Source organism: Methanolapillus africanus (genome assembly GCF_032714475.1).
GTDB classification, from domain to species: Archaea; Halobacteriota; Methanosarcinia; order Methanosarcinales; family Methanosarcinaceae; genus Methanolapillus; species Methanolapillus africanus.
The window spans coordinates 48,639-72,029 of record NZ_JAWDKD010000003.1; the positions used below are offsets into that span (position 1 = coordinate 48,639).

The window sequence follows — 23,391 nt, forward strand, 5'->3', positions numbered from 1 at the left end:
TTTTATTTTTCTTACTGAAACCTTGTTTATATTCTAAATATATTTAATTTTCTTTTAAAAATTTTTAAAAATTAAATTTCTTTTAGGATGAAATTTTCCTTTCCTTCGCCGCAAGTCGGACACATCCAGTCTTCCGGCAGCTGTTCAAACGGAATGTCGCCGTCGTAAATATGTCCGCAAACGCTGCAAACGTAAGCCATTCTCTTTTCTTTGGCGGCGCCGGCCGTTGCGTTTGTTTTGTCTCCTGCGTCGTTTTCGTCCGCTGGTTTCGTCGGGTCGGGGACATCTTCTGTGAGGTGCGTCGGAGCGTTTTTGGGAGCGTTTCCTTTGATCACATGATGGTAGTATGCGTAAGTCATCGGCGTTTCCCGGTCCAAAACGCCGGAATCCAATACCTTTGAAATGAAAACAGTATGTGTCGGAAGTTCAACGGTTTCCATGACCTCGCACTCCAGCCAGCCGCATGTTTTTTCGGTGACGTACGGCAAATTCGACGGCAGCATTTTGTATTGGAAATTCTCAAACTTGTTGATTTTGCGTCCGGAACGGAAGCCGAACGTGTTGATGACGGCAACCGGCGTGTTTTCGGAAATGATCGATGCCGTGAACGTTTTTTCTTTCATGATGAGGTCATGCGTGTAATTGTCTTTGCTGACGCTGACGCCGATGATCGGCGGTTCTGACGTCAATTGAAAAACGGTGTTGACGATGCACCCGGAATAATTGTCGCCGTTTCGGGTTGCTAAGACATACATGCCGTAAGTGAGTGTTCGAAATACTGATTTGTCCATAATCTTCCCCTCTTGGTGTAAATCAATTATAGATGATGTAAAATAATGTCAATGAGACAAAAACCGTGAAAAAACAATTTATTCAAATTGTTTTTCCTCGTTCTTATTGTTTTTGTTTTCGTTATGTTTCGTTATTGGTTTTTTCGTTTTTTAAAATGATGTGAACAAACATATCTATAAGACTTGCCTTTATTAATAATTATTCCTATTAAGGTCAGTTATATTTATTAGAATATTTTTATATAATTTGATTCAATTCTTTAATTTGTGATTCAAATGTCATTTTCATTTTCATCTTCATCATCTCAAACCCTTAAAACCGCTTACTTCGCTTCCGGATGTTTCTGGGGAACTGAATATCATTTTCAAAAAAAGCCGGGCATCGTTTCCACGACAGTCGGCTATACCGGCGGCTGTGTTTCGTCACCGTCTTATCCGTTGGTCTGCACCGGAAAAACCGGACATGTGGAAGCGGGTGAAGTCGTTTATGATGAAAATCTCGTCTCTTATGAAGATCTGGTCCGCTTGTTCTTTGAAACACATGATTTTACGCAAAAAAACGGACAAGGTCCCGACATCGGGTCTCAGTATTTGTCCCGGATCTATTACACGGACGATTCACAAAAACAAATGGCGGAAAAATATGTTCAGATTCTGACGAATCTCGGATACGATGTCGCCACCGAAATCTTGCCGGCGGAACCGTTTTGGAAAGCGGAAGATTATCATCAACAGTATTATTCCAAAAAGAACGGGACGCCTTACTGCCACGTTTATCGGAAGATATTTTAAGAAACAAGTATTCATTTCAGATTGAGTCGGCTGTTTTTATTTTGAAATCAGTGTCATCTGTTTCCAACAATACAGGTTTTTCTTGGAACCGTTTTGTATCAACTGTTTTGAACAATACAGGGGTTTATTGGTACCGTTTTCCATCTTCTGTTTCCTGACAATACACGTTTCACTTGTTCCAATTTGCATCTGCTGTCAGCTATTCCAATCCCAATTGTATGCGGTATCCGCTTAAACAGACGCAAAGCGTCTGTTTAAGCGGGGTGGTTTGCTTGAAAGATAAAAAATGAGATAAAATATGAAATAAAAAAGAAACCGCCCCTTGCTTTTGGATGAATCGTCAAAAACGATCGCCATAACGCGCGCGCCGCCGCTCAAAAACAAAAAGATTTTTTTCATTTGTTAAAAGCCGGACAAACCGGTGAAAATTCGCACCAGCGGCAAGCACTCCCAACGCAGGCCGGAAAATCGTTTTCCCAGGACGCCAGCTCAATCGTTTGGATGAGGGTCACAATATTCTTTTTCAAGTTTTCCAATTCGTCTTCCGACTTTTGAAGCCGGATTTCTTTTCGGAATCTTAAATAATGGTAAATAATATCAAATTCTTTGTCATAAAAATTGTATTTCTTTTGAATACCGATTTGGTAAAGCGCCAGCTGCCGGTCGTTTTGAAGATCGGTCACGTCCGGCAAATGACTCGACGTTTTGTAATCATGAATTTCGACGTGCCCGCTTTCTTTGTTGACGGACAAACGGTCGATGAAGCCCATCAGTTTGAATCCTTCAATCGAAATGTCGATTCGTTCTTCCACCGACAGCGTTTCGTCGCGGTCAAACGGTTGGTAGGTCTGATAATATTCCGACAAAATTAATTTTCCTTGATCCAAATAATCATTGGCCGTCATGTTTTCTTTGATGACCTTCACGTCGTCCGCCCAGTTCTTTTTCCAGACAAAATCGTAGTAACTGAGCATTTCGGACAGCGTAATCTTTTCCATCGGCGATTTTTTGCGCTGCTTGTACACGTATTCCAGCGTATCGTGCACCCGGGACCCCATGAACATTTCAATGCTCGTGAAGGCTTCGGCCGGCTTGATCTTGTCAATGTAGCGGTATTTGTAGGCCAGCGGACATTTTTCATAAAGGGCCAAGCGCGTGTGGGAATAAACGGTCATCGGGTCACCAACAAAATTGAAAATGAAAATCGGATCTGATTTAGACGTTCAAGTTTAAAAAACTAAAACTTACGGTGAAAGTAATCAGTCATTCAAACAATCTTTTTTCATATTAATTTGTCTGAATCAAAGACCGAAATATACTAAATATTGAGCGGTTTATATATACAGGAATCAAGCCAATTTATTTGACTGACTCGGGAAACCACGGACTCAAACAAACAATCACTGATTCTGATGTTGTTTTTCATCAAAATGTTAACTGCGAATGAACTTGAAGTTATCGGAATATTCAAATGAATTGCTTATGAATCATAGAATCGTCATATAAAACAGATTTTCTAAATATTTATCGCCGGGAGCATTTCCGGTCCAAAAAATAATATTCGATCAAATCGAATAAAAAAGGATGAAGCGTATGAACTCAGTCGAAGAAAGCAACGGGATTCAAAAACCGAAATCAAAAGAACCGATCGTTACGGATACGTCCGACGACGAATCTTTTGAAGAGTTTGACGCCGACAATTTAATTATTATTCCGGTGAACGACGATTCTAAAAAAATCCGTCAAATCTTGTCCAACGAAACGTCTATGAAAATCTTGGACGCTCTCAAAAAGGAAAGCATGTCTTCCAGCCAGCTTTCCGAGAAATTAGGCCTGCCGCTGACGACCATCAAGTACAACGTCGATATTTTGGTTGAAAACAATCTCGTGAACGTCAAAAAAATAAAATACAGCGAGAAGGGCCGGCAAGTTAAAATTTACGAGGCGCCCGAAAAAGTGATCGTCTTCGCGCCCGAAAAAATCAGCCGCATCTCCATTATCACCATGCTTCAAAAATATGCGTTCGCGTTTACCTGTGCTGTTTTTGCAGGATTCGGTCTCAGTTATCTTTTCCGGTCGCACCGCAGCGTTGTCGAAAACACCAGCATGGCGTCGGACGCTAAAATAATGGTCGAGTCCGGGCGTTATTATGATTATAACACAAATTCGGCTGCCGGAGATTACATCGTTCAGTCTGCCAATACAACACCGGCCAACGCAACGGTCGCCGGCGACGCGCCCGTTCCGGCACCATCGGCCATGCCGGAAGCCGTCATGGCGGACGTCGGTCAAATTTACGACACCAACATTGCGCCGTATGCGAACGATATTGATTTGTCGGTCATTTCCGATGTCCGCAATCTGTATGCGCCGTATACCGAGGTTCCGGTCAGTTACGCGGACCCGAATTATCTTCTCAATGAAAGCACGTACACTTATGTCAGCGACGCCGCTTACAACGCAACCGTTGCCGCCGACGCCGGCGTGAACGCCGCTCCCGGCGGAATTCATGAAAGTTTGGCCGCCGCCGCCAATTGGATTTATGATTCGGTCGGCTACCAAGCGTTCTGGTTCATTCTGGGCGCGCTTTTCGTCTGCGTCGTCATTTGGGTCGTGGAATACGTTTCCGTCTCCAAAAACAAAAACACAAATGATCACGTTCAAAAACAGAAATAATCAAACGGTTGAAGCAATTTTGTTTTAATTTTTGGTTTTTCTATTTTTGGTTTTTCTATTTTCTTTTTATTTTTTCTTTTCATCTTTTCCGTTTTTTTACTTTCCTTATCTTTTTTATTTTTATTTTGTTCAAAGAAAATCAAAAGTGAAAACTTTTTATATTTTTAAACTTTTCAGTTTTATGTTTCTAATTTATTAAATCGGTGTGAGATTATGAAAATCGCTTTAAAAATCGGCTATGAAGGCACGGCGTTTTTTGGCTCCCAAATCCAGCCGGAATTGAGGACGGTGGAAGGGGAACTCTTAAAAGCGCTCAAAGAAGCCGGCGCGATTGAAGATGTCGAATCTGCGGACCTTTCCTCCGCCGGGCGAACCGACACCGGCGTTCACGCTTTTTCTCAAATCGTTTCTTTTTATACGGTCAATCCCGGGCTTGCCATTCCCCGCGTTATTAATTCCAAACTCCCGCGCGACGTTTGGGCGTGGGCGTACGCGGAAGTTCCCGACGATTTTGATCCGCGGCGGCACGCCGTGCGCCGGAAATACCGTTACATTTTGAGCGGCGACTACGACATTTCTAAGATGCGTGAAGCGGCCAAACTCATTTTGGGCGAACACGACTTCGCCAATTTTGCGAAAAAAGACAAAAAGAATCCCCGGTCGACGGTTCGCCGGATTGAAAAATTAGATATTCGGGTCGGTACCGGAATCATCCGGGTCGATATTGAAGCCAACGCGTATTTGTGGAACATGATCCGAAAAATCGTCACCGCGCTGACGCTGGTCGGCAGCGGCCTTCGTCCGGTGGACTGGATTGAGCAGATGCTGGATGCGGACAACTATGAAGAAGGAATTGAACCCGCTCCGGCAGTCGGTTTGGTTTTCATGGACATTTGGTACGATCCGGAACCGGAATGGATAATGGACGGCTATGCGGTCCGGCACGTCAACGAACATTACACAAAAGAAGCCGAGCGCCACAAAGTTATTTCGACCGTCATGGAACAATTCATCATTCACGAGAAAAAACCGGAATAAAAACGAAACAGTGGATTGTTTTTAAAAATCAATTCATATTTTAATTGTTTTTCTTTTCGTTTTTTTATTTTTTGTTTTGTTTTATTTTTTGTTTTGTTTTATTTTATTTTTTGTTTTTATTATTAAAAATTACTTTTTTTCAAGAACCGTAATGGTGCGCGTCAAACTCCGGTGAACACGCTGCTTGTATACTTTTTGAATGTCAAACCCGGCGTTTTTGGCAAACGCCTCCACCTCTATTTCGGAAACGACAACCGCTTTTCTGTTTCTTTTCAAAATCCGGTACGTTTCCAAAAATGACTTTTCGTATAAGAGTTCCAGCGATTCCGCTTTAATCGCTGCTGAGCGTCCGTATGGCGGGTCCGTAATGATTGCGTCGGCAACTTCATTTTTAAACGGCAGCCGGCAAGCGTCTCCGGCCAGCAATTCGTAATCCATCCGTCCGTTCGGGCGGTCCGTTTCATTTTGATTTCTTTCCCGCTCTTCTTTGGACAGCAGTTCTCCGGCAATGGAATAACCGGACATATTCAAATCGGCGCCTTCAATGATTTTTTCCTGAGCGTCGACGCCGAAGACTTTTGCGCCGAGCAAACCGGCTTCCAATAAAATGCCGGCCGTTCCGCAAAACGGGTCGACGACCACCGCGTCTTCTTTGACGCCGGCCATGTTGACAAGCGCGCGGGCCACCCGCGGCATCAAAACGCCGGGATAAAAGAACGGTTTTCGCTGAGGCGACCGGTGCTCATACGAGCCGCGGTCGACGGCGGCAACCAAAACCCCGAAAACGGCTTTGTCGGTCAGCGTCAGGCGAAATGTGACGTCCGGATTTTTGAGGTCCGCCCGAAATCCGCGGCGGAAAATGCGGCCGCCGATTCGGCCTTCGATGTCCACGGATTTGAGAAGCGTGCCGTCGCCCATTCTTTTGGCGCGGACGACAAAAGTTTGTCCGGGTTTTAAATCATCCAACGGAAAGTTTTCCGCCATCGATAAAACAGATTCTTCCGACACGTCAACAATATCGATGACTCGGGAAATCGTGTGCGACATCGCCAAAACGCGGGAGACGTCGTCTTTGAGAATCAAAAGAATATCATCGTTTGACAGCGTTTCCGAGGAAATGTCGACGACCAAACATTGCTTGTATTCGGCAAAAACGGCATAATTCAAATTTCGGGACGCTAAAGTACCCAAAACTTCCGCCGCCGGCAAACTTTGGTGTTCTCCGGAAAGTTCAAACGCGTACAACATGGACAGTAAAACAAAACCGAAGATATAAAAAGTTCTCCTTAAACGCCGTCCGTTTTTTGAAAATCAACGGAAAGTGATTGCCATAACGCGCGCGTCGCCGCCCGTCCAAAAATACAAAAAAGAAAAAGAATCGAAACAGAACTGCAAAAGCAGATCCGTCTCAATATAAATTATGTCCAAAATTAAGCTTTCTTGGACTTCTTCGCGTCGTCCGCCACTTTAAAGAAGCGGTAGACAAGAGCCGCAAGAGCGCCGCCGACGAGCGGTGCGACGATGAAGACCCAAACTTGCTGAAGGGCAATGCCGCCCATAAAGATGGCCGGCGCCAAGCTTCTGGCCGGGTTCACGGAGGTTCCGGTGAGCGGAATGCCCATGATGTGGACGAAAACCAAGACAAGGCCGATGACAATGCCGGCGACGGAGCCGTATTTTTCGCTTTCGGTCACGCCGAGGATGGTGAAGACGAAGACGAAGGTCAAAATGATTTCAACGATGAGCGCGCCGGTCATGTTCAAACCGACGAGGGACGCGGAATCAAATCCGTTGGCGCCGAGACCGGTGGTTTCGATGCCGCCGAGGCTGGTCATGCTGATGATGAGCGCCAAAAGAGCGATGCCGACGAGCGCGCCGATCACTTGGAAGACAACGTAGAGAACGAAGTCTTTGGCGGACAAGCGTTTGTCAATAAACATCGCGATTGAAACGGCCGGGTTGATGTGGCAGCCGGAAATTCCGCCGATGACGTAAGCCATCGCGACGATGGAAAGACCAAAAGCCATCGCAATGCCGAGGATGCCCAACTGCGATCCAAAGATTGCGGCGCTGCCGCAACCGAAAAGAACTAAAACGGCTGTGCCGATAAGCTCTGCCGCATATTTTTTAATATCCATGATATCCATTTAGATTCTCCAAAATCTTTGTGTGTGATAGATTTATGTGAAATAATTCAATTTCTAATGTGGCGTTTTACAAAAATAACAAAAACAACAATCTGTGGAAATTTATTGCTGTGAACCACAAAGACACATTTTTTGAAATGCGTAGTCTGCGGTCCTTTTCTGAAATGTGGATGAACATATATAATCTTTGCAGTCTATATTCTAACAAGAGTATTCAAATATGCGATTCAGATAACTTCATTTAAATTACTGTTTGAAAACAATTTGAAAACAATTTGAAAACAATTTGAAAACAATTTGAAAACAATTTGAAAATGGTTTGAACCATCAAAAAAAGGACTGAATTTGACCTTGCTTCTTCTTTTAAAAAATAGCCTTAAATATGATAACTTCTTTTAGATTCAAAAGTTCAAGGACACATTTTTATGGTTATTACAAAAGAGCACATTTCGGATGTTGTGAAGTCATACGACCTTGAAAACATCACCATTGCAACGATTTGTTCACACTCAAGCCTTCAAATTTTCGACGGCGCTCGAAAGGAAGGCTTCAAAACCCTCGGTATTTGCCTCCGGGAACCGCCGAAATATTACGACGCTTTCCCGCTCGGAAAACCCGACGAATTTTTGGTTCTCAACAAATACACCGACCTTCTCGACCACATCGACGCGCTGAAGGCCAAAAACACCATCATTATCCCGCACGGATCTTTCGTGGCCTACATGGGTCCCGAGATTTTTGAGGAAATGGATTTGCCAACGTTCGGCAACCGGCTCGTTCTCGAATGGGAATCCGTCCGCAAAAAAGAAAGAGAATGGCTCATCGGCGCCGGCATTCACATGCCTGACGTCATCGAAGACCCGCGCGACATCGACGGCCCCGTCATGGTCAAATACGACGGCGCTCACGGCGGCAAAGGATTCTTCATCGCCAAAACCTACGAAGATTTCATGGAACACATCGACACGACCAAAACGTTCACGATCCAAAGATTCATCGTCGGAACCCGCTACTATTTGCACTACTTCTATTCTCCGATCAAAGAAACCGGCTACAAACTCAGCAAAGGCAGTTTGGAAATGCTCAGCATGGACCGCCGCGTCGAGTCCAACGCCGACGAAATTTTCCGTCTGGGATCTCCCAAAGAGCTTCTCGAAGCCGGCATCATTCCGACTTACGTCGTGACCGGAAACGCACCCCTGGTTGCCCGCGAGTCGCTTCTGCCGCTCATTTTTGAGCTCGGCGCCCGCGTCGTTGAAGAGTCGATTGACCTGTTCGGCGGCATGATTGGTTCCTTCTGTTTGGAAACGGTGTTCACCGACGACCTGCAAATTAAAGTGTTCGAAATTTCGGCCAGAATCGTTGCCGGAACAAACCTTTATGTTTCCGGTTCTCCGTACTCGGATTTGGTGGAAGAAAACTTATCCACCGGACGACGCATTGCCCGGGAAATTAAAAATGCCGTCAAACAAAACCAGTTGGACGACATCACTTCTTAATTTTAGATTTAAATCAAAAACGAATTCATTCACTGAATTCGTTTTCCTTTTTACTTTTTTTGTTTTTTTTTTGAGCGGGCAGCGGGCGCGCGCGTTATGGTACCCATTTTCTTTTTGCGTTTTTAAAAATCAGAGACTGCTTTTTGAAGATGTCAAGCAAACCATCCCGTAAAATCAAACGCGATAGCGTTTGTATTTTACGGATACCGCTGAGCAAATACAGTTTCAAAATATGAACTGAAGATGCAAATCGGATTCGGAATACAACTGTATTTTCAGAAACAGTAGGTGCAAATCGGACCAAGAATCATGTGTCTTGTTAGAAACAGCAGGTGCAACTGCACTCTAGAAATAGTAAACTGCAGGTGCAAACCGGAATCTAAAAATAGTAATCTGTAGGTGCAAATTGAAATTTAAAAATAGTGAACTGTAGGTGCAAATTGGAATCTAAAAATAGGGGTCTCAGCTGCTGTTCTGTTCATTCATCTCATTTTTGCAGCAATCCGCCAAGTTCCGCCCTCTTCACGCCTGCGGCGTTCAGAGGTCTGAACTTGCGGGATAACATTCGGAACGGGTACTGTGCTACTTTACTGTTAATTACGGGATACAAATCGGAAGGGTACTGTACTGTAACTGACGCTGCGCCGCCGCGCGCGTTAAAGCGATCATTTTTCATGATTTGAAATTCGGCGGGTCGGTTTTTGTTTTGTGTGGAAATGACACATTTATATAATTTAAATTATTTATATGGTATTCAATTTATTTTATTTTGCTTTATTTGCTTTATTTGCTTTATTTGCTTTATTTGCTTTATTTGCTTTATTTGATTGATTTGATTGATTTGATTTCATTTGTTTTAATTCTGATAATCAATGTGATTCATTTTTCAACGGTGTCATTTATGATGTTATTTCTCCCCTCCCTTTTGACCGGACTTACGACCGGAACACTTTCTTATTGGCTTGTGATTCTGATTTTGATTGTCAACTTTATTTTTATCATGGCGCTTATTTTCATGGAACGCGCCGACCCGAGAAGCACGATTTCGTGGATCTTGGTCTTGATCCTTATTCCGATTCTCGGGTTTATCGTCTATTTGTTTATCGGACAAACCGTTTACAGAAGCCATCAATTTAAGCTGAAGAAAAAGGACGACGACAAGCTTTTGGCGACACAAAACGAAGTCATCCGGCTCTTGAAAGCCAAAGAAAAGGAAGGGAAGTCCGACGAAGAAATTGAAATTTACCAAATGAGCGAAGCTTTCATGAAAGCCGGCGGTTCGTTTTATACGGAAGACAACGACGTCGAGCTGTTTACGGAAGGCGAAAAGAAATTCAGCCGCATGTTTGAAGACCTGCGCAACGCCAAAAAGTTCATTCACATCGAATATTACATTATCCGAAACGACAAGCTGTCGAACGAATTCATGGATATTTTGATTGAAAAAGTGAAGGAAGGCGTTGAAGTCCGGCTCATGATCGACGCGATCGGCAACAACAAAGGCCCCAAAAAAAGATTGGCCGAATTTGAAAAAGCCGGCGGCGAGTTTACGACGTTTCACAAAATCATCACCGTTTTCCTCAGTCCGAAAAAGAACAACCGCAACCACCGTAAAATTGCCGTCATCGACGGAACCATCGGCTACGTCGGCGGTTTTAACATCGGCGACGAATATCTCGGCAAAGGGCCTTTGGGTTTTTGGCGCGACTCTGCCGTCCGGGTGGAAGGCATCGGCGTCTACACCATGAATTTGAGATTTATGATGGACTGGGAATACGCGTCCCACAAAGAATTGCCGCTGGATACGAAATATTATCCGCTGATAGCGCCGAAAACCGGCCGGAATAAAAAAATGCAGTTGATTTCAGGCGGTCCCGACACGATCCGCAATCCGATTCAGACGGAATACTTGAAGCTGATCAACACCGCCAAAAAAACCATCTATCTGCATACGCCGTATTTGATTCCTGACCCGACAATTCGCGACGCTTTGATTTTGGCCGGCTATTCCGGTGTGGATGTTCGAATTATCATGCCGAATAAACCGGACCATCCGTTCGTGTATTGGGCCGGTCTCGCCTTTGCCGGACAGCTGATCAAAGATGGTTCCGTTCGCGTTTACAACTATAATCGCGGTTTTGTTCATTCCAAAACAATGGTTGTTGACGGCAAATATTGTTCCGTCGGTTCCGCCAACTTTGACGAACGCAGCCTGAAACTCAATTTTGAAACCAATGCCGTCGTTTATTCCGAAGAAATCGGAAAAGAAATGGTGGACGCCTTTATGGATGACCTCAAATATTGTACGGAATACACCGAAGAAATGTATGACAACCGAAACCTGTGGCTTCGGTTTAAAATGGGTATTTCAAGACTGGCAGCCGGTCTTCTTTAATTCGAGAAAAGGAAAGACGGCTGCCGTCTTTTCTTGACTTTTTTTCAAAAACGAAGCCACGGTTATTGTGAATTCATAAAAAATCGGCATCGATTATCCTTTTTTGGCGGGCGGCGCACATCTGCAAAAAAACACCCACATTTTAATTGAAAATAAAAAAAGAAGAGATACGTTTTCAAAAAATATGAAAAAATAGATTCGAATTCGGAGCGAAGCGACGAATTCCCACGCGAAGCGCTGACGGGGCGGTCTTTCCACCGCCCCTGGAAATTTGCGACCGAAGGGAGCAAATTTCGAGCAAATCTGTTACATGAACTTCACAAGCTTCGGCATCTCACCAAAGCGTTTTCTGAACTCTTCCGGCCATTTTTCGGGATCGAGTCCGTGCTGCGCCAAAAACGCTGCAGTCCAGCGTTCCAATCCGACGCCGGAGCAGCCGCTCCAAAGCTGTTCGCCGGTTTGGCATTTCACGTTAAAGCCGGTCGGATATTTGTCGCCGTTGATGCTCACGTTTTGGAATTCCAGCCATTCGCCGTCTTTGCCGCGGTACGGCAGCGGCGCTTCATAGTCGGTTGTTCCGGTGACTTCGTCGGCGGCCACGCCGGCGAGTCCTTCCTGCGCCATAAACCAGGGCGTCACCCAGGCTTTGCGCCATTTCAAATCGAGAATGTCGTTGAAAATGTGCATGTAGCGCTCGTGCAGCTTTTGTGTGGTTTCGACCACTTGTTCTTTGGTGCCGAGCCAAACCAGTTCAATCCGGTGGAATTCGTCCACACGTTCAATGCCGTGGATGCCGCCGCTTTCGTAGCGGTGCGACGTTCCGGAACGGTCGAAGACGCGAACAGGAAGGCTGTCCTTTGCAATCGTTTCGCCCTGGAAGAATCCCCAGCAGGGCGGACACTGCGCGTAACACATGCCGCCGATCGGGTCGCCAATTTTGGTTTTAATCAATTCGGTCGGCACTTCGCGGGTGACTTTGTAATAGTCCATCACGTCTTCCCAGTAGGCCGGGTCGCGGGTTTTCGGCGGGCAGACGTAGTAAATTTCAGGGTAAATGCCTTTGGCGTGTCCGGAATGTTTCCAAATGTCCCACATCACCAGTTTCGGGAAAATCATTTCGTTGTAGCCGAGCGGCGTCAAAATTTCGTCGACGACAATTTTCTCAAACGTGCGGAACAATTTCGTGGAGGCCGGGCCGTGAATCCATTGGCCGCGTCCGGCGCCGCGCTTGAGCCAGCCGTGTTTGAGCATATCTTCGGTCGGGTCGTCCACATAATGGAACGGTCGGTCTTCGCTTTCCCAAAGCAAATGCCAATGTTCGGCTTTGGCGCCGTATTCGTCTTGCTCGATTTTGTCTTCCAAAAGGGTGAGAATGCGGTCCGGGACTTGGTTTTTCATTTCGGATTCGCCGACGTCCAGCGTCAGGCAAAGGGTTTGCGCTTTTTCGTCAAACAAAACGGATTTGACGTGCGGAATATTTTTATTTTTCAAATCATGGGGAGACGGCACCGTAATCGTGAACGTGTCCACCTCAATGCCGCGAACGCCGACTTTGGCTTTTCCGAGTGCGTCAGCAACTTGTTTGCGGACACGTAAGACTGCGTCATGGACGCGGACATTTTTCCCGGATGTGAGCTCCAAATTGATTTTGTTGTCGCCCAAGGACCAGGACTTGATTTTAGCGCCCTCGCCGGCCGGGGCTCCTTTCGCCAAAATGCCGGTTTCGGCGTCCGCCATAATTTGAGCGATCGCTTCTTTCGCAACCGTCGGATCTGCACTTGTTTTTAAAGAACATTTGAGGTAAAATTCCATCAAAACACCTGTTTTATTGAATCTCAATTCATATACGAAATAAATGAGTCAAAAAGAGCATTCTCTTTAATTAACGTTTGGATGAAAGCCCGTCGACATAAAAAAGTTGAAGAAAATTGAAACAACCGGTTGAAACTTTTATAAAATCAGCCGTTTATGAAATCGTTTCTGCATCTTGATTGAGTTCCAAAATACGCCTTTTGGATTTAATTTCATTCTTAAATTCTTCTTCTGTCGGCAAATACAATTTATATTTCGAGGCATAAATTTGAGAATTGTCTTCCGGTAACGTATATTTGACGACCGCATCCGTTTTATCTGCACACAGAACAATGCCGATCGGCAAATTGTCGCCTTCGTTCATCATTTCCCGTGTAAAATAATGAACATACATTTGCATTTGACCCAAATCTTGGTGCGTCAGCTTTCCCATTTTTAAATCAATCAGCACAAAACATTTCAAAATATAGTTGTAAAAAACCAAATCAATGTAGAAATGCTCGCCGTCGAAAGATAAGCGTTTTTGCCGGGAAACAAAAGAATATCCTTTTCCGAGCTCCAACAAAAACGTCTGCAAGTGATCGATAAGGGCTTTTTCCAAATCCTTCTCATACAAAGAACCGCTTTGATCAAGACCTAAAAATTCCAAAACAAAAGGATCTTTGATGATGTCTTCCGGAGCAATCGATGAATTCGTTTTGGATTTTGTCTTTTTGTTTTTTGATTTTGCCGAACTTTTTCTTTTTTGACTGGACAAGAGGCGTTCATAATAAAACGAGTTGATTTGCCGCTCAAGTTCTCTCGTACTCCAATTGTTTTCAGCGCATTCGCTGATGTAGAATTGACGGGCAGATTCGTTTTCAACTTTGAGAAGAAACCGGTAATGCGTCCAGCTTAAAGCCGGATTTAATGAATCAAGGGCCGGAAACAGAAGGTAAAATTGACGCATTCGCCTTAAATTGGATTGTTCAAATCCTTTCCCATAGTCATTCGTTAACTTTAAAGATAGATTTTTGATTAAAAAATCAATTGCTATTGGATCTTCTCTTTCATTCTGAGTTTCAACAATAATCTTACCAACATTCCAATATGCTCCGACCATAGAAAAATTAATCGTATAGTTGATATTTTTTCTTGCTGAATCTAACACATATTTTATGTTCTCATAAACAATATCATCCGCATCGTTTTCCATAAATATTCTCCTCTGCAATTATTGGTAATACCAAAATGAAGAGGGGTTATAAATAACATTTTAATTTTTTTAATAATATCTGCTGGAAATAGATGAAATTCAAATAAACAAGTAAAATTGAAAAAATAGAAAAATTAAAAAACATTGAAAATGTGATTGTTTTTTAAAATTAAATAATCTAAAAATAAATTATTTTTTTTAAAAACAGGCTCAATCTTGATTTAACTGAACACAAATTTAATTGATATATGTGTGGCGCACTGCGCCACGGTCCTTCCGATATTGATTCAAAAAATAAACCCGAATCATCCGGCTGCAATTCACTTTTGAGACGATTTTTTCACGCGAACCGCACCGTCGGCATTCATGAGCAAATCGTCTGCCGTCGCCAAAATGGATCCGACTTTTCCGGATTCCAAATGAATCTCGGAACAGCCGTCTCCGGTTTTTGTCGTCATTCCTAAAAAGTTATCCGGCGCCAACGACAAAACCAATTTTTGAGACAAATGTTCGCTTTTTTCAGCGTCGGTTTCTTCAATAAAACGAATCGTTCCCGATATTTTTAATTTGGACAAATCATCACCTTACATTTGTTTTTTCAATTTTTCAGCTGGAGGCCGACCAGTTCATCCAGTTTTTCCAAAAAGACGTCGGCTGTTCCGAGCGGAATGGCGCCGCCGGATGCAATATTATGTCCGCCGCCGTTTCCGCCGACCCATTCCGCCGCCGTTTTGACGGCGGTTGAGAAATCCAGTCCCCGGCGAATCAAATCCCGGGTTCCGCGGGCGGAAACCTTGATTATATCTTCGTTTTCATTCAAGCAAACAAACGGTTTGCTCGGGTCGACATAACGAATGTAAGTGGTTGAAATTTCGCCGGCCGATTGCAATTCCATGCCGTGGACGTAAGAAATATGGTTCAGCGTTTTGACGTTCGGAAACGCTTCATTCAGGCTCTTGATGAGATATTTCTGATTACGCTCATGAATTTCCCATGCCATCGGAAGGGCGGATTTATTGCCGGCGCACAAATAAAGCGCCGTTTCGAACGCTTCGTCTTTGCCGCAGCTGCCCAATATGCCCGCAAAATCAAAAACATTTTCCACGAGCCGGTTTTTTAAATAATAAATGTCGCCGACAGCGGCTTCAGCCGCATCCGGACTTCCGTGTTCGAGAATTTTTTCCAAAACAGTGTCTGACAAAAGTTTCATTTCGTCGTCCGTCAGTTCTTCAATGGTTTTTCCCGTCAAATTCAAATCCGACAGGAATTGATTGATTTTGCCGGGATTTCCGGTGACGTCCAAATAAGGCTCGGTCGTTGTCATGAATATGTCATAAAGCGGACCGCCGCCGACTCTCAGTCCGGTTCTTGATGTCAGGATGCCGGCGTTTTTGGCGTCATCCAAAATTTTGGCGTTCACGGAAATCATCAGCTGGCGGTCGCCAACCATACCGGCGACGGCTAATGTGGACAAATCAACATTTTCCGGATTCATGGATTTGGCCACCAAATAGGAAACGCCTGCCCCTGAAACCATATTGGCGCCTTCAAGGCCGACAACCATCGGATTGACGATGATTTTGGCCGGCGAGTCGCCGACCGGGACATGGTGATCCAAAACAACAATCGGACAAGCCGGCGGAAACTGCGACAAATAGCTGGCTTGACCGCTTCCAATGTCGCAAAAAATGATGAGCGCATTTTTCTTCATGGTTTGCCGCAGCGACGAGACGACGCCGCTGTCCAATTTTGACAAAACGGCGTGTTGATAAGAAATATCGGCGCGCGATAACGCCTGAATCATAATAGCGGCGCTGGTCAACCCGTCCGTATCGTTGTGGGTAAAAAGATAAACAAAAGACTGTTGTTTGATCAGATCGGCCGCTTTTTCGGCGAGGTCCGTCAAACGGCGGATTTTATCGTCCATTGAATCGACCGCTTTTTTTTTGGAGGGTAAACCCATGAAATCACCTTTTTGTTGAATCATTATCTTGAATTTATTAATGACTATGGCTCGAAATTATATTAAAAAGTTATTGATTTTTAATTTTCAAAGGACCAAATTAAAATAAAAGGTCAAAGAAAGAAAGCACGACTTTTATGAAACTCAGAAAGCTGGAAATGGAACTTGAAAAAGTCGAAGGTTTTGCCGCGCCGAGTCCGGCTCTTGAACAATACAAGACGCCTGCGACATTGGCAGCTTCCTTTCTTCATCTGGCGTTTATGAGCGGAGACATTGAGGATCAAACCGTTTATGATTTCGGCTGCGGAACCGGCATTTTATCCGTCGGCGCCGCGCTGCTGGGCGCTCGAAAAGTCGTCGGCTTTGATATTGATGAAAGCGCTGTCGCTGTTGCCGAAAAAAATGCCGAAGCGATGGGTGTTTCAGATCGCGTTTCCTTTATACAATGCAATATTTCCGACGTTTCGGAACAAATCTTATCCGAAAAGCTTGGACGGGCGGACACGGTTGTGATGAATCCGCCGTTCGGGGCGCAGGAGAAAGGAAACGACCGTCCATTTTTGGCGTCAGCGATTCAGGCGGCGGATGTTGTTTATTCGATTCACAACAAAGGCAGCCGGGCTTTTATAGAAAAATTTATAAAACCTGCAACGATTACGGATTGTTTTAAAACGGAATTTCCGATTCGAAAAACATTTGATTTCCATCGGAAAGAAATCGAGACAATCGACGTTGAAATTTATCGGATCGAAACGTCCGGGATTGGTCCGGATTAAAGTCGGAATTATAAATTTATAAATCAAAATAAGTTGAATCAATTGAATGAATCAATCAAATAAATCAATCAAATAAATCAAAATACATACTAATAATCATCAAATATTTATTTTCAAATTATTTTATCCATCATTTCTTTCATTTAAATTAGGTATCGAATTTATCAAGGTTTAGTTCTATTATAGGATGTTCAAGTTTAGAAAACATTCAAAATTAAATATGATTCATCATTCACATGATCATTTAAAGGGATAATTATGAGCCGCGTGCAAAAAAAACCGATTCGAAGAAAGTTAAAGGATGTTTCTTCAAAGACAGAAGAGCCGAAGGATATCGAAGATACGCAATTTGAGCGTGAAACAGAGTGTGCTGCGCCGGTTCAATCGCCTTCCAAATCTCAAATTCCCAGAACGCCGAGACCTCAAATTGAAGCCCGCGATGAAGCTTTTGTATCCAAACCGGTTCGGGGAACCCGTGAACGCGTTGACCGCAGTGAATACGTTGAACGGCCGGAAAGATCTGAACGAACTGATCGTCCGGAGCGCTTTGACCGTACCGAAAGACTTGACCGCGTTGAAAGAACGGAGCGGACTGACCGCCCCGAAAGAACTGAACGGACCGATCGGCCGGAACGAACTGACCGTGGCGACCGCCCTGAACGCAGCGGCGACCGCAATGACAAATTCGGCGACCGCAATGGCCGGTTTGGCGACAGGAATGGCGGCGACCGCGGCAGCCGTGACAGAAACGGTCGTGACGGCGGACGTGGTGGTCGTGATGGCGGACGCGGCGGACGGGACGGAAAGCGCCCTGAGAAGAAAAAGCGCCCTGAAAAAGTTATTTTTGAAAACACAAAGGTGTTTGCCATGCCGGGAGACATTATCGGCGCGGTCGAAGAGTTCAATCCGGCTTTCGGCGCCGTGAACGACGACGGCTGTATCCGGGCAACAGTTTCCGGTTTTGTCGCCGTGAACATTGAGAAACGCTTGGTGACGATTATTCCGAAAACAAATACGCCAAATACGATTGCTGACGGCGACATCGTGATTGCGTCGGTGACGGACGTCCGCGAATCAAACGCCCGCGTTGAAGTGGTGGCGGCGGAAAAGAAGCTGGACGGCGAAATTGTGAACAACGGTACGGCTGAAATTTATGTGTCCAACATCAAGGACGGCTTTACGAAAATGGTGTCGGATGAGTTTTCTGTGATGGATATTGTCCGCGCCAAAGTGATTGACAGCTCCAAAATCGGATTGTCCACCGTTGATGCCGACTTGGGCGTCATTAAAGCGTACTGTTCCAAATGTAAAGCGTCTTTGGTTCGTGCCGACGACATTTTGGTTTGTCCGGTTTGCGGCAACCGGGAACGCCGCAAGTTGGCGGACAGCTATGGGAAAGGAATTTCCGTTTTGTCCAAATAACCGTACAAGACTCAAAAAAATTCAAATGTCGTAAATGAAAGAATAAATATAGTATCACTTCTATTTTCGAACAAATTCGATTTAGATTTGAATGATTTATGATTTCATATTTTTTCATTTTATTTTTTATTGGATTCGAGAGAGATTTACATGGAAATTACAATTTTGTCACAAGGAAAAGACGAGATGGAAATTCTCGTCAAAGGGGAAACCCACACTTTAATGAACATTATTAAAGCGAGCCTGATCGAAGACGAGCGCGTGGAAACTGCCTTTTACGACGTGAAGCGGCTGTCCAACTCGGTCGAGCGCGAGCCGGTTTTGTATATCAAAACCATGCCGGGCGAAAAGCCGATTGATATTTTAAAAGACATCATGACCAAAATCATGGACATGTGCGACGAGTTTTCAAGCGCGTTTACTGTTGCTGTTCAAAAATCTTAATCTTTTTGATTTGTTTGTTTTGGGGCGGCGCGCGCGTTATAGCGTTCGTTTTTCTTCCGTCGCCAAAAACAAACTCTCGTTTTTCTTTCTTTTTTATTTATTGTCGGTTCACTCGTCTAACAGGTTATTCTGTTTCGCATATTCTTCAATTCTTTTCGATCTCGCTTCTAAAAATTCAATCGACTTTTCCCAAAACTCGACAAGTTCATTCTCATTTGTCGGAAACTTTTTCGGAAGCAATTCATAATCTTGCAGCAGGTTGTATTCTATGTATTCGTCAAATGAGGCGAATCGGTCAAAGAAATACCCATATCGTTCGATTGTCTCTTTTAGAGGGTAATCTCCGCATTCTTTGGCATAATATTTTTTGATGTTTTCCAATGTTTGATGCACCATGTCGTTGACATCCCGGTGGCGGCCGCGAGCTTGATTCATCGTTTCCCTTTTCAGTAACTGGCGGCAAGGAAAGAACAATTCTCCGGCGATTGTTCCGGCCAAAAAGTAACATCTGTCAGATAATTCCCTGTTGTTTTCAACAGCCTTCTGTCTAAAAGGCATCTTGCTGACGTAATTTCCATCAAGGATCGTGTAAGTCGAATACCCATCAGACCGGTAATGGTTTTTTCTGTCTTTGTCATAAAACTCACCGTTGGTTTTTCCGAAATCAAATCCTTTGCAGCCATACAGTTCCTGCATCGCAAGTCTCAGATCCGGATTGCATAAATCGGCATCTTTTCCCTCATATTCTCCAATCCAATAGTTATGATCAATTTTTTTCATTTTTTCCTTCTTTTCCTTCTGTTTGTGTTATGTATATCCATTATTTTTTCAACATTTATATGAAAAAACCTTTAAAAAATCAATAGGACTTACATGTAAAATAACATAACTCCAAATTTCGTTCTAAACCATTTTTGTCATTTTGTTTTTATAGTTTTATGACATCTTGAACATACTTTTCATTTATTTTTCATATTTGCAGGTGGAAATCATGTCACTCGATGACAATTCTTTAAAAATGTTTCAATTTATCAAGCGGGACGCCTTAGATTCGATTAACATCGACCCGCTTCAAACGGGTGGCAAGCTCACCGACGCGGCCAAAGCCGCGCTTTTGGAATGGGGCGACGGTTATTCCGTTTGCGATCACTGCGGCGGCGTTTTGGACCTCATCAAAAAACCGCCGATTGAGGAATTTGTGCACAAGGCGCTGCCCGAATTTTTGGGCGTCGGCGCCGCCCGCGTCACAAACGGCGCGCGCGAATCCAAATTCGCGATTTTCCATTCGCTGGCTAAGGTTGCCGACGGCAAAAATTATGTCGTGATGGATTCGCTGGCGCATTATTCCAGCAAAGTGGCCGCCGAACGGGCGGGATTGGAGATTGTTTTTACCAAAAAGGTGGACAAGCCGGACTACAAAATTATGCCGGAAGACTTTGCGGAAGCGATTGAGGCCGGCATGGCGCAGTACGGTAAAAAGCCGCTGGTCACGCAAATCACCTATCCGGACGGCAGTTACGGCAATTTGGCCGACGTCGTCAATATTTCAAAAATTTCCCACGAATACGATGTTCCCGTTCTCTTAAACGGTGCTTATTCCGTCGGCCGGATGCCGGTCAACGCCAAAGAGCTGGGCGTTGACTTCATTGTCGGAAGCGGCCACAAATCCATGGCGGCGTCGGGTCCGGTCGGCGTGATGGGCGTGACGGACGCAGACAGCGTTTACGCGCAGAATTTGTTCCAAAAATCCGCCTACAACAAAGTGAAAGAGGTCGAACTTTTGGGCTGTACGTCCCGCGGCGCTCCGATTATGACTTTAATGGCGTCGTTTCCGGAAATTGTCCGGCGGACGCGTCCCGAAAACTGGCAAAAAGAAGTCGACAATGCCCAATATTTCATCAAACGGCTGGAAGATACCGGTCAGTTTGAACAATACGGCCAAAAACCGCATCAGCATGACTTAATCTTTTTCGAGTCGCCTGGCTTTTTCAACATTTCGGAAAAAGCGAAAAAAGGACGCTACTTCCTTTACCACGAATTGAAGGAAAAGAAAATCCACGGCATTAAAACGGGATTGACCAAGAATTTCAAAGTCAGTACGTTCGGCGTCGGTCTGGAAAATTTGAAATACGTAGCGGACTCGTTTGAAGATATTTTGAAAAAATACGATGAGATTTAATATTTTCAAATATTGATTCTGTCGATTGCTTCCGTTTTAATTCATGCAAACCATCCCGTTTAAACAGACGCGTTTCGCGTCTGTTTAAACGGATACCGCTCACAGTAAGATGCAATTGGAAATTGCAACTGCAGGTGCAATCGGAATCTGAAAATAGTGAACTGTAGATGCAATTGGAATTTAAAAATAGTGAACTGCAGATGCAAACTGAAACTTAAAAATAGTTAACTGCAGGTGCAAATTGGAATTTAAAAATAGTGAACTGCAGGTGCAAATTGAAACTTAAAAATAGTTAACTGCAGATGCAAATTGGAATTTAAAAATAGTGAACTGTAGGTGCAATCGTAATCTAAAAATAGTGAACTGTAGGTGCAAACTGCAAATTAATATGACAAATCAAATGTATCTGCTGACAGTAATCCGCAAAATACAGACGCACGCATCTGATTTTGCGGGATGGTTTGTTCGGCATCGTTTAAAACCGACTCGCCGTTTTTTAAAATCTAATCGAAAAAGTGCCGCTGTAACGCGCGCGCCGGCGCCGCCGCAAGAATCCAACTTATCATTTATCTTATCAATTCACAATTAATCAAAAATAAATCAGAGGAAATATTTTGGCCATGGAATTATTTTGGATTTCAATCGCGTTGATGATTGTTTCCCTTTTGCTTTACAAGGAAAAAAAGATCTTTGAGGTTTTTTGCGGCGCCACTTGGGTGCTTTTCGGTGTTTACTGGCTGTCGCTGATTCCGCACTATTACGAGATTTCCGACTACACCAACATCGTTCTCGTCGTTCTTCTCTTCTTCTTTTGTTTGCTTTTGGCCGTCTTTATCGGACACGCCTTCAAAGACAAAAACCGGGAAAAACATCCGGGGGACCCCAAATCCGTTGAAATCGAAAAACGTGTTCAGCTTTTCTTTGACGTCACCAAGCTGGTCGCCATTGTTTGTCTCATTTACATGCCGTTTAAAATGATTGAGCCGGTCAACACGTTCCTGATTGACATGGTTGCGTCCAATACAACGTTCCTGCTGAATCTGTTCGGCTACGACGCCATTCAAACCGCTTACAACACAATTTCCTACAACGGTATTTCCGTCACGATCATTTTGGCGTGCACTGCCATTGAAAGCATCGCGTTTTTCGCCGGACTTACCATTTCGGTCCGAACCAAAAATACCAAAAACAAAGTGCTGGCGTTTCTGCTGACGGTTCCGGTCATCTATATCTTGAATCTGTTCCGAAACGTTTTCGTCGTCGCCGCTTACGGCGACATGTGGTTTGGCGCGAACAGTTTTATCATCGCGCACCACTACCTTGCCAAAGCCGGTTCCGCCGTCGTGTTGATTGTTTTGGCGTTCGTCACGCTGAAACTGCTGCCGGAAGTCATGGATATGACGCTTGAGCTTTGGGATTTGGTCACGGACGAAGTGCGCCGGATTCTGAAAATCGAAAAGAAAGAAAAAGCGGAATAATCCGTTTTCTTTTTTCTTTCTTTTCATTTTCTTTTCTTTTCCTTTCTCTCTTTTTCCTTTCTCTCTTTTTCCTTTCTCCCTTTTTCGTTTTTGCTCCTTCTCTTTTTTTTTGGCGCCGGTATGCGCGCGCGTTATGGCGACAAATTTTCTTGACGCCTGCAAAACTTGCATTCCAATTTTTTGTTTTTATAAAAGACAATTCTATTATTTTTCGTCTTCTTTAAAAAAAGATAAATATGTCGGCCATATTGCTCTTTTATTGTCAAAAATAATCGATATGGAGGCAAAAATATGACAAACAATGTTCAATCAGATTCTCAACCCGCTGTTTATTTTCCGGATATTGAAGATGTCGCAGACTGGTTTTTAAGTCAAGCCTTTTTGCAGCACAAAAAGCTTCAAAAATTGTGTTACTATGCCGTGGCGTGGCACTATGCGCTTTTGGATCGGCCGCTTTGTTCGCGCGACGAATTTCAAGCGTGGGTTCATGGACCGGTCAGTCCGATTCTGTTTGAAAAATATAAGAAATATGGTTGGTCTCAAATCTCTCAAAAAGAATGCGGCGTTGACTTTAGGGAATCTGCTGAAGTGTTGGCGTTCGTTTGGGAATCTTATAAAGATTTGTCTCAATTCCAACTGGAAAATTTGACACATGAAGAATTTCCATGGGAAAATGCAAGAGCGAATTATCAGGAGTTTGAGCCGTCTTCTGATGTTATTTCTATTGATGATATGAAAAATTATTATCGGAAATTACATGAAGATTCTCAGAACGATTGATCAT

22 protein-coding genes are annotated in these 23,391 nt (G+C 44.0%); 12 read left to right on the forward strand and 10 right to left on the reverse strand.

The genetic code is table 11. From position 1 onward, the window contains the following. Positions 1–71: 71 nt before the first annotated feature. Entirely contained in the window at positions 72–791 is a 720-nt protein-coding gene (locus MsAg5_RS00735; RefSeq protein WP_338098698.1) for a flavin reductase, read from the reverse strand. Between the two features lie 276 nt (positions 792–1,067). Between MsAg5_RS00735 and msrA the strand changes: the two genes are divergently transcribed. After that, positions 1,068–1,583 carry a peptide-methionine (S)-S-oxide reductase MsrA gene (gene msrA, locus MsAg5_RS00740; protein ID WP_338098796.1) on the forward strand — a complete coding sequence of 172 codons (516 nt, stop codon included), beginning with the start codon at positions 1,068–1,070 and terminating at the stop codon, positions 1,581–1,583. A 395-nt stretch (positions 1,584–1,978) separates the two neighbouring features. Here msrA and MsAg5_RS00745 read toward each other — a convergent pair whose 3' ends face one another. Then, a complete protein-coding gene (locus tag MsAg5_RS00745; RefSeq protein WP_338098699.1) occupies positions 1,979–2,758 on the reverse strand; it encodes a RecB family exonuclease in 780 nt (259 codons plus the stop codon). Between the two features lie 418 nt (positions 2,759–3,176). Here MsAg5_RS00745 and MsAg5_RS00750 point away from each other — a divergent pair, with 418 nt between their 5' ends. Next, a complete protein-coding gene (locus MsAg5_RS00750) occupies positions 3,177–4,259 on the forward strand; it encodes an ArsR/SmtB family transcription factor (RefSeq protein ID WP_338098700.1) in 1,083 nt (360 codons plus the stop codon). Here the strand turns inward: MsAg5_RS00750 and MsAg5_RS00755 are convergent. Next, positions 4,244–4,402 carry a hypothetical protein gene (locus MsAg5_RS00755; protein ID WP_338098701.1) on the reverse strand — a complete coding sequence of 53 codons (159 nt, stop codon included), beginning with the start codon at positions 4,400–4,402 and terminating at the stop codon, positions 4,244–4,246. The two genes, MsAg5_RS00750 and MsAg5_RS00755, sit on opposite strands and share 16 nt — an antisense overlap. A 70-nt stretch (positions 4,403–4,472) precedes the next feature. Here MsAg5_RS00755 and truA point away from each other — a divergent pair, with 70 nt between their 5' ends. Beyond that, positions 4,473–5,297, forward strand: a complete 825-nt coding sequence (gene truA / locus MsAg5_RS00760) for a tRNA pseudouridine(38-40) synthase TruA (RefSeq protein WP_338098702.1) — start codon at positions 4,473–4,475, stop codon at positions 5,295–5,297. A 129-nt stretch (positions 5,298–5,426) separates the two neighbouring features. On the opposite strand, the gene MsAg5_RS00765 is transcribed toward truA, so the two are convergent. Next, positions 5,427–6,545 (reverse strand): THUMP domain-containing protein, encoded by a 1,119-nt coding sequence (locus MsAg5_RS00765; protein WP_338098703.1) that lies wholly within the window; start codon positions 6,543–6,545, stop codon positions 5,427–5,429. Between the two features lie 182 nt (positions 6,546–6,727). After that, positions 6,728–7,444, reverse strand: coding sequence for an MIP family channel protein (locus tag MsAg5_RS00770; protein ID WP_338098704.1), 717 nt, complete (start codon positions 7,442–7,444; stop codon positions 6,728–6,730). 425 nt (positions 7,445–7,869) lie between these two features. Here MsAg5_RS00770 and MsAg5_RS00775 point away from each other — a divergent pair, with 425 nt between their 5' ends. After that, on the forward strand, positions 7,870–8,943 hold the full coding sequence (locus MsAg5_RS00775) for a formate--phosphoribosylaminoimidazolecarboxamide ligase (protein WP_338098705.1): 1,074 nt from the start codon (positions 7,870–7,872) through the stop codon (positions 8,941–8,943). A gap of 901 nt (positions 8,944–9,844) precedes the next feature. Continuing rightward, complete coding sequence (gene cls, locus MsAg5_RS00780; RefSeq protein WP_338098706.1) at positions 9,845–11,338, forward strand: cardiolipin synthase; 1,494 nt, start codon at positions 9,845–9,847, stop codon at positions 11,336–11,338. Between the two features lie 306 nt (positions 11,339–11,644). Here cls and MsAg5_RS00785 read toward each other — a convergent pair whose 3' ends face one another. The 4 genes from MsAg5_RS00785 to recJ all read right to left on the reverse strand — a co-directional run bounded on the left by MsAg5_RS00785 (position 11,645) and on the right by recJ (position 16,308). Continuing rightward, entirely contained in the window at positions 11,645–13,150 is a 1,506-nt protein-coding gene (locus MsAg5_RS00785) for a serine--tRNA ligase (protein WP_338098707.1), read from the reverse strand. Positions 13,151–13,304: 154 nt separating this feature from the next. Continuing rightward, the gene (locus tag MsAg5_RS00790) at positions 13,305–14,345 is read right to left on the reverse strand and encodes a PDDEXK nuclease domain-containing protein (protein ID WP_338098709.1); all 1,041 of its coding nucleotides are present in this window, start codon (positions 14,343–14,345) and stop codon (positions 13,305–13,307) included. A gap of 320 nt (positions 14,346–14,665) precedes the next feature. Beyond that, positions 14,666–14,920, reverse strand: a complete 255-nt coding sequence (locus MsAg5_RS00795) for a KEOPS complex subunit Pcc1 (RefSeq protein ID WP_338098710.1) — start codon at positions 14,918–14,920, stop codon at positions 14,666–14,668. A 23-nt stretch (positions 14,921–14,943) separates the two neighbouring features. After that, positions 14,944–16,308, reverse strand: coding sequence for a RecJ family nuclease (gene recJ, locus MsAg5_RS00800; protein WP_338098711.1), 1,365 nt, complete (start codon positions 16,306–16,308; stop codon positions 14,944–14,946). Between the two features lie 137 nt (positions 16,309–16,445). Here recJ and MsAg5_RS00805 point away from each other — a divergent pair, with 137 nt between their 5' ends. From MsAg5_RS00805 to MsAg5_RS00815, 3 genes are all read left to right on the forward strand, one after another. Further along, on the forward strand, positions 16,446–17,084 hold the full coding sequence (locus tag MsAg5_RS00805; RefSeq protein ID WP_338098712.1) for an METTL5 family protein: 639 nt from the start codon (positions 16,446–16,448) through the stop codon (positions 17,082–17,084). A 258-nt stretch (positions 17,085–17,342) separates the two neighbouring features. Then, complete coding sequence (locus MsAg5_RS00810) at positions 17,343–18,506, forward strand: exosome complex RNA-binding protein Csl4 (RefSeq protein ID WP_338098713.1); 1,164 nt, start codon at positions 17,343–17,345, stop codon at positions 18,504–18,506. A 150-nt stretch (positions 18,507–18,656) separates the two neighbouring features. Continuing rightward, positions 18,657–18,950, forward strand: coding sequence for a DNA-directed RNA polymerase subunit L (locus tag MsAg5_RS00815; protein WP_338098714.1), 294 nt, complete (start codon positions 18,657–18,659; stop codon positions 18,948–18,950). A 108-nt stretch (positions 18,951–19,058) separates the two neighbouring features. Here MsAg5_RS00815 and MsAg5_RS00820 read toward each other — a convergent pair whose 3' ends face one another. Continuing rightward, positions 19,059–19,730, reverse strand: coding sequence for a DUF6994 family protein (locus MsAg5_RS00820; protein WP_338098715.1), 672 nt, complete (start codon positions 19,728–19,730; stop codon positions 19,059–19,061). Between the two features lie 211 nt (positions 19,731–19,941). Between MsAg5_RS00820 and pscS the strand changes: the two genes are divergently transcribed. The 4 genes from pscS (at position 19,942) to MsAg5_RS00840 (ending at position 23,387) form a co-directional block, all read left to right on the forward strand. Then, positions 19,942–21,129 carry an O-phospho-L-seryl-tRNA:Cys-tRNA synthase gene (gene pscS, locus MsAg5_RS00825; protein ID WP_338098716.1) on the forward strand — a complete coding sequence of 396 codons (1,188 nt, stop codon included), beginning with the start codon at positions 19,942–19,944 and terminating at the stop codon, positions 21,127–21,129. 388 nt (positions 21,130–21,517) lie between these two features. After that, positions 21,518–21,718: a hypothetical protein gene (locus tag MsAg5_RS00830; RefSeq protein WP_338098717.1), complete on the forward strand. Its 201-nt coding sequence runs from the start codon at positions 21,518–21,520 to the stop codon at positions 21,716–21,718. A 31-nt stretch (positions 21,719–21,749) separates the two neighbouring features. Next, entirely contained in the window at positions 21,750–22,607 is an 858-nt protein-coding gene (artA, locus tag MsAg5_RS00835; RefSeq protein ID WP_338098797.1) for an archaeosortase A, read from the forward strand. A 291-nt stretch (positions 22,608–22,898) separates the two neighbouring features. After that, positions 22,899–23,387 carry a Panacea domain-containing protein gene (locus tag MsAg5_RS00840; protein ID WP_338098718.1) on the forward strand — a complete coding sequence of 163 codons (489 nt, stop codon included), beginning with the start codon at positions 22,899–22,901 and terminating at the stop codon, positions 23,385–23,387. The last annotated feature ends 4 nt before the right edge of the window (positions 23,388–23,391 follow it).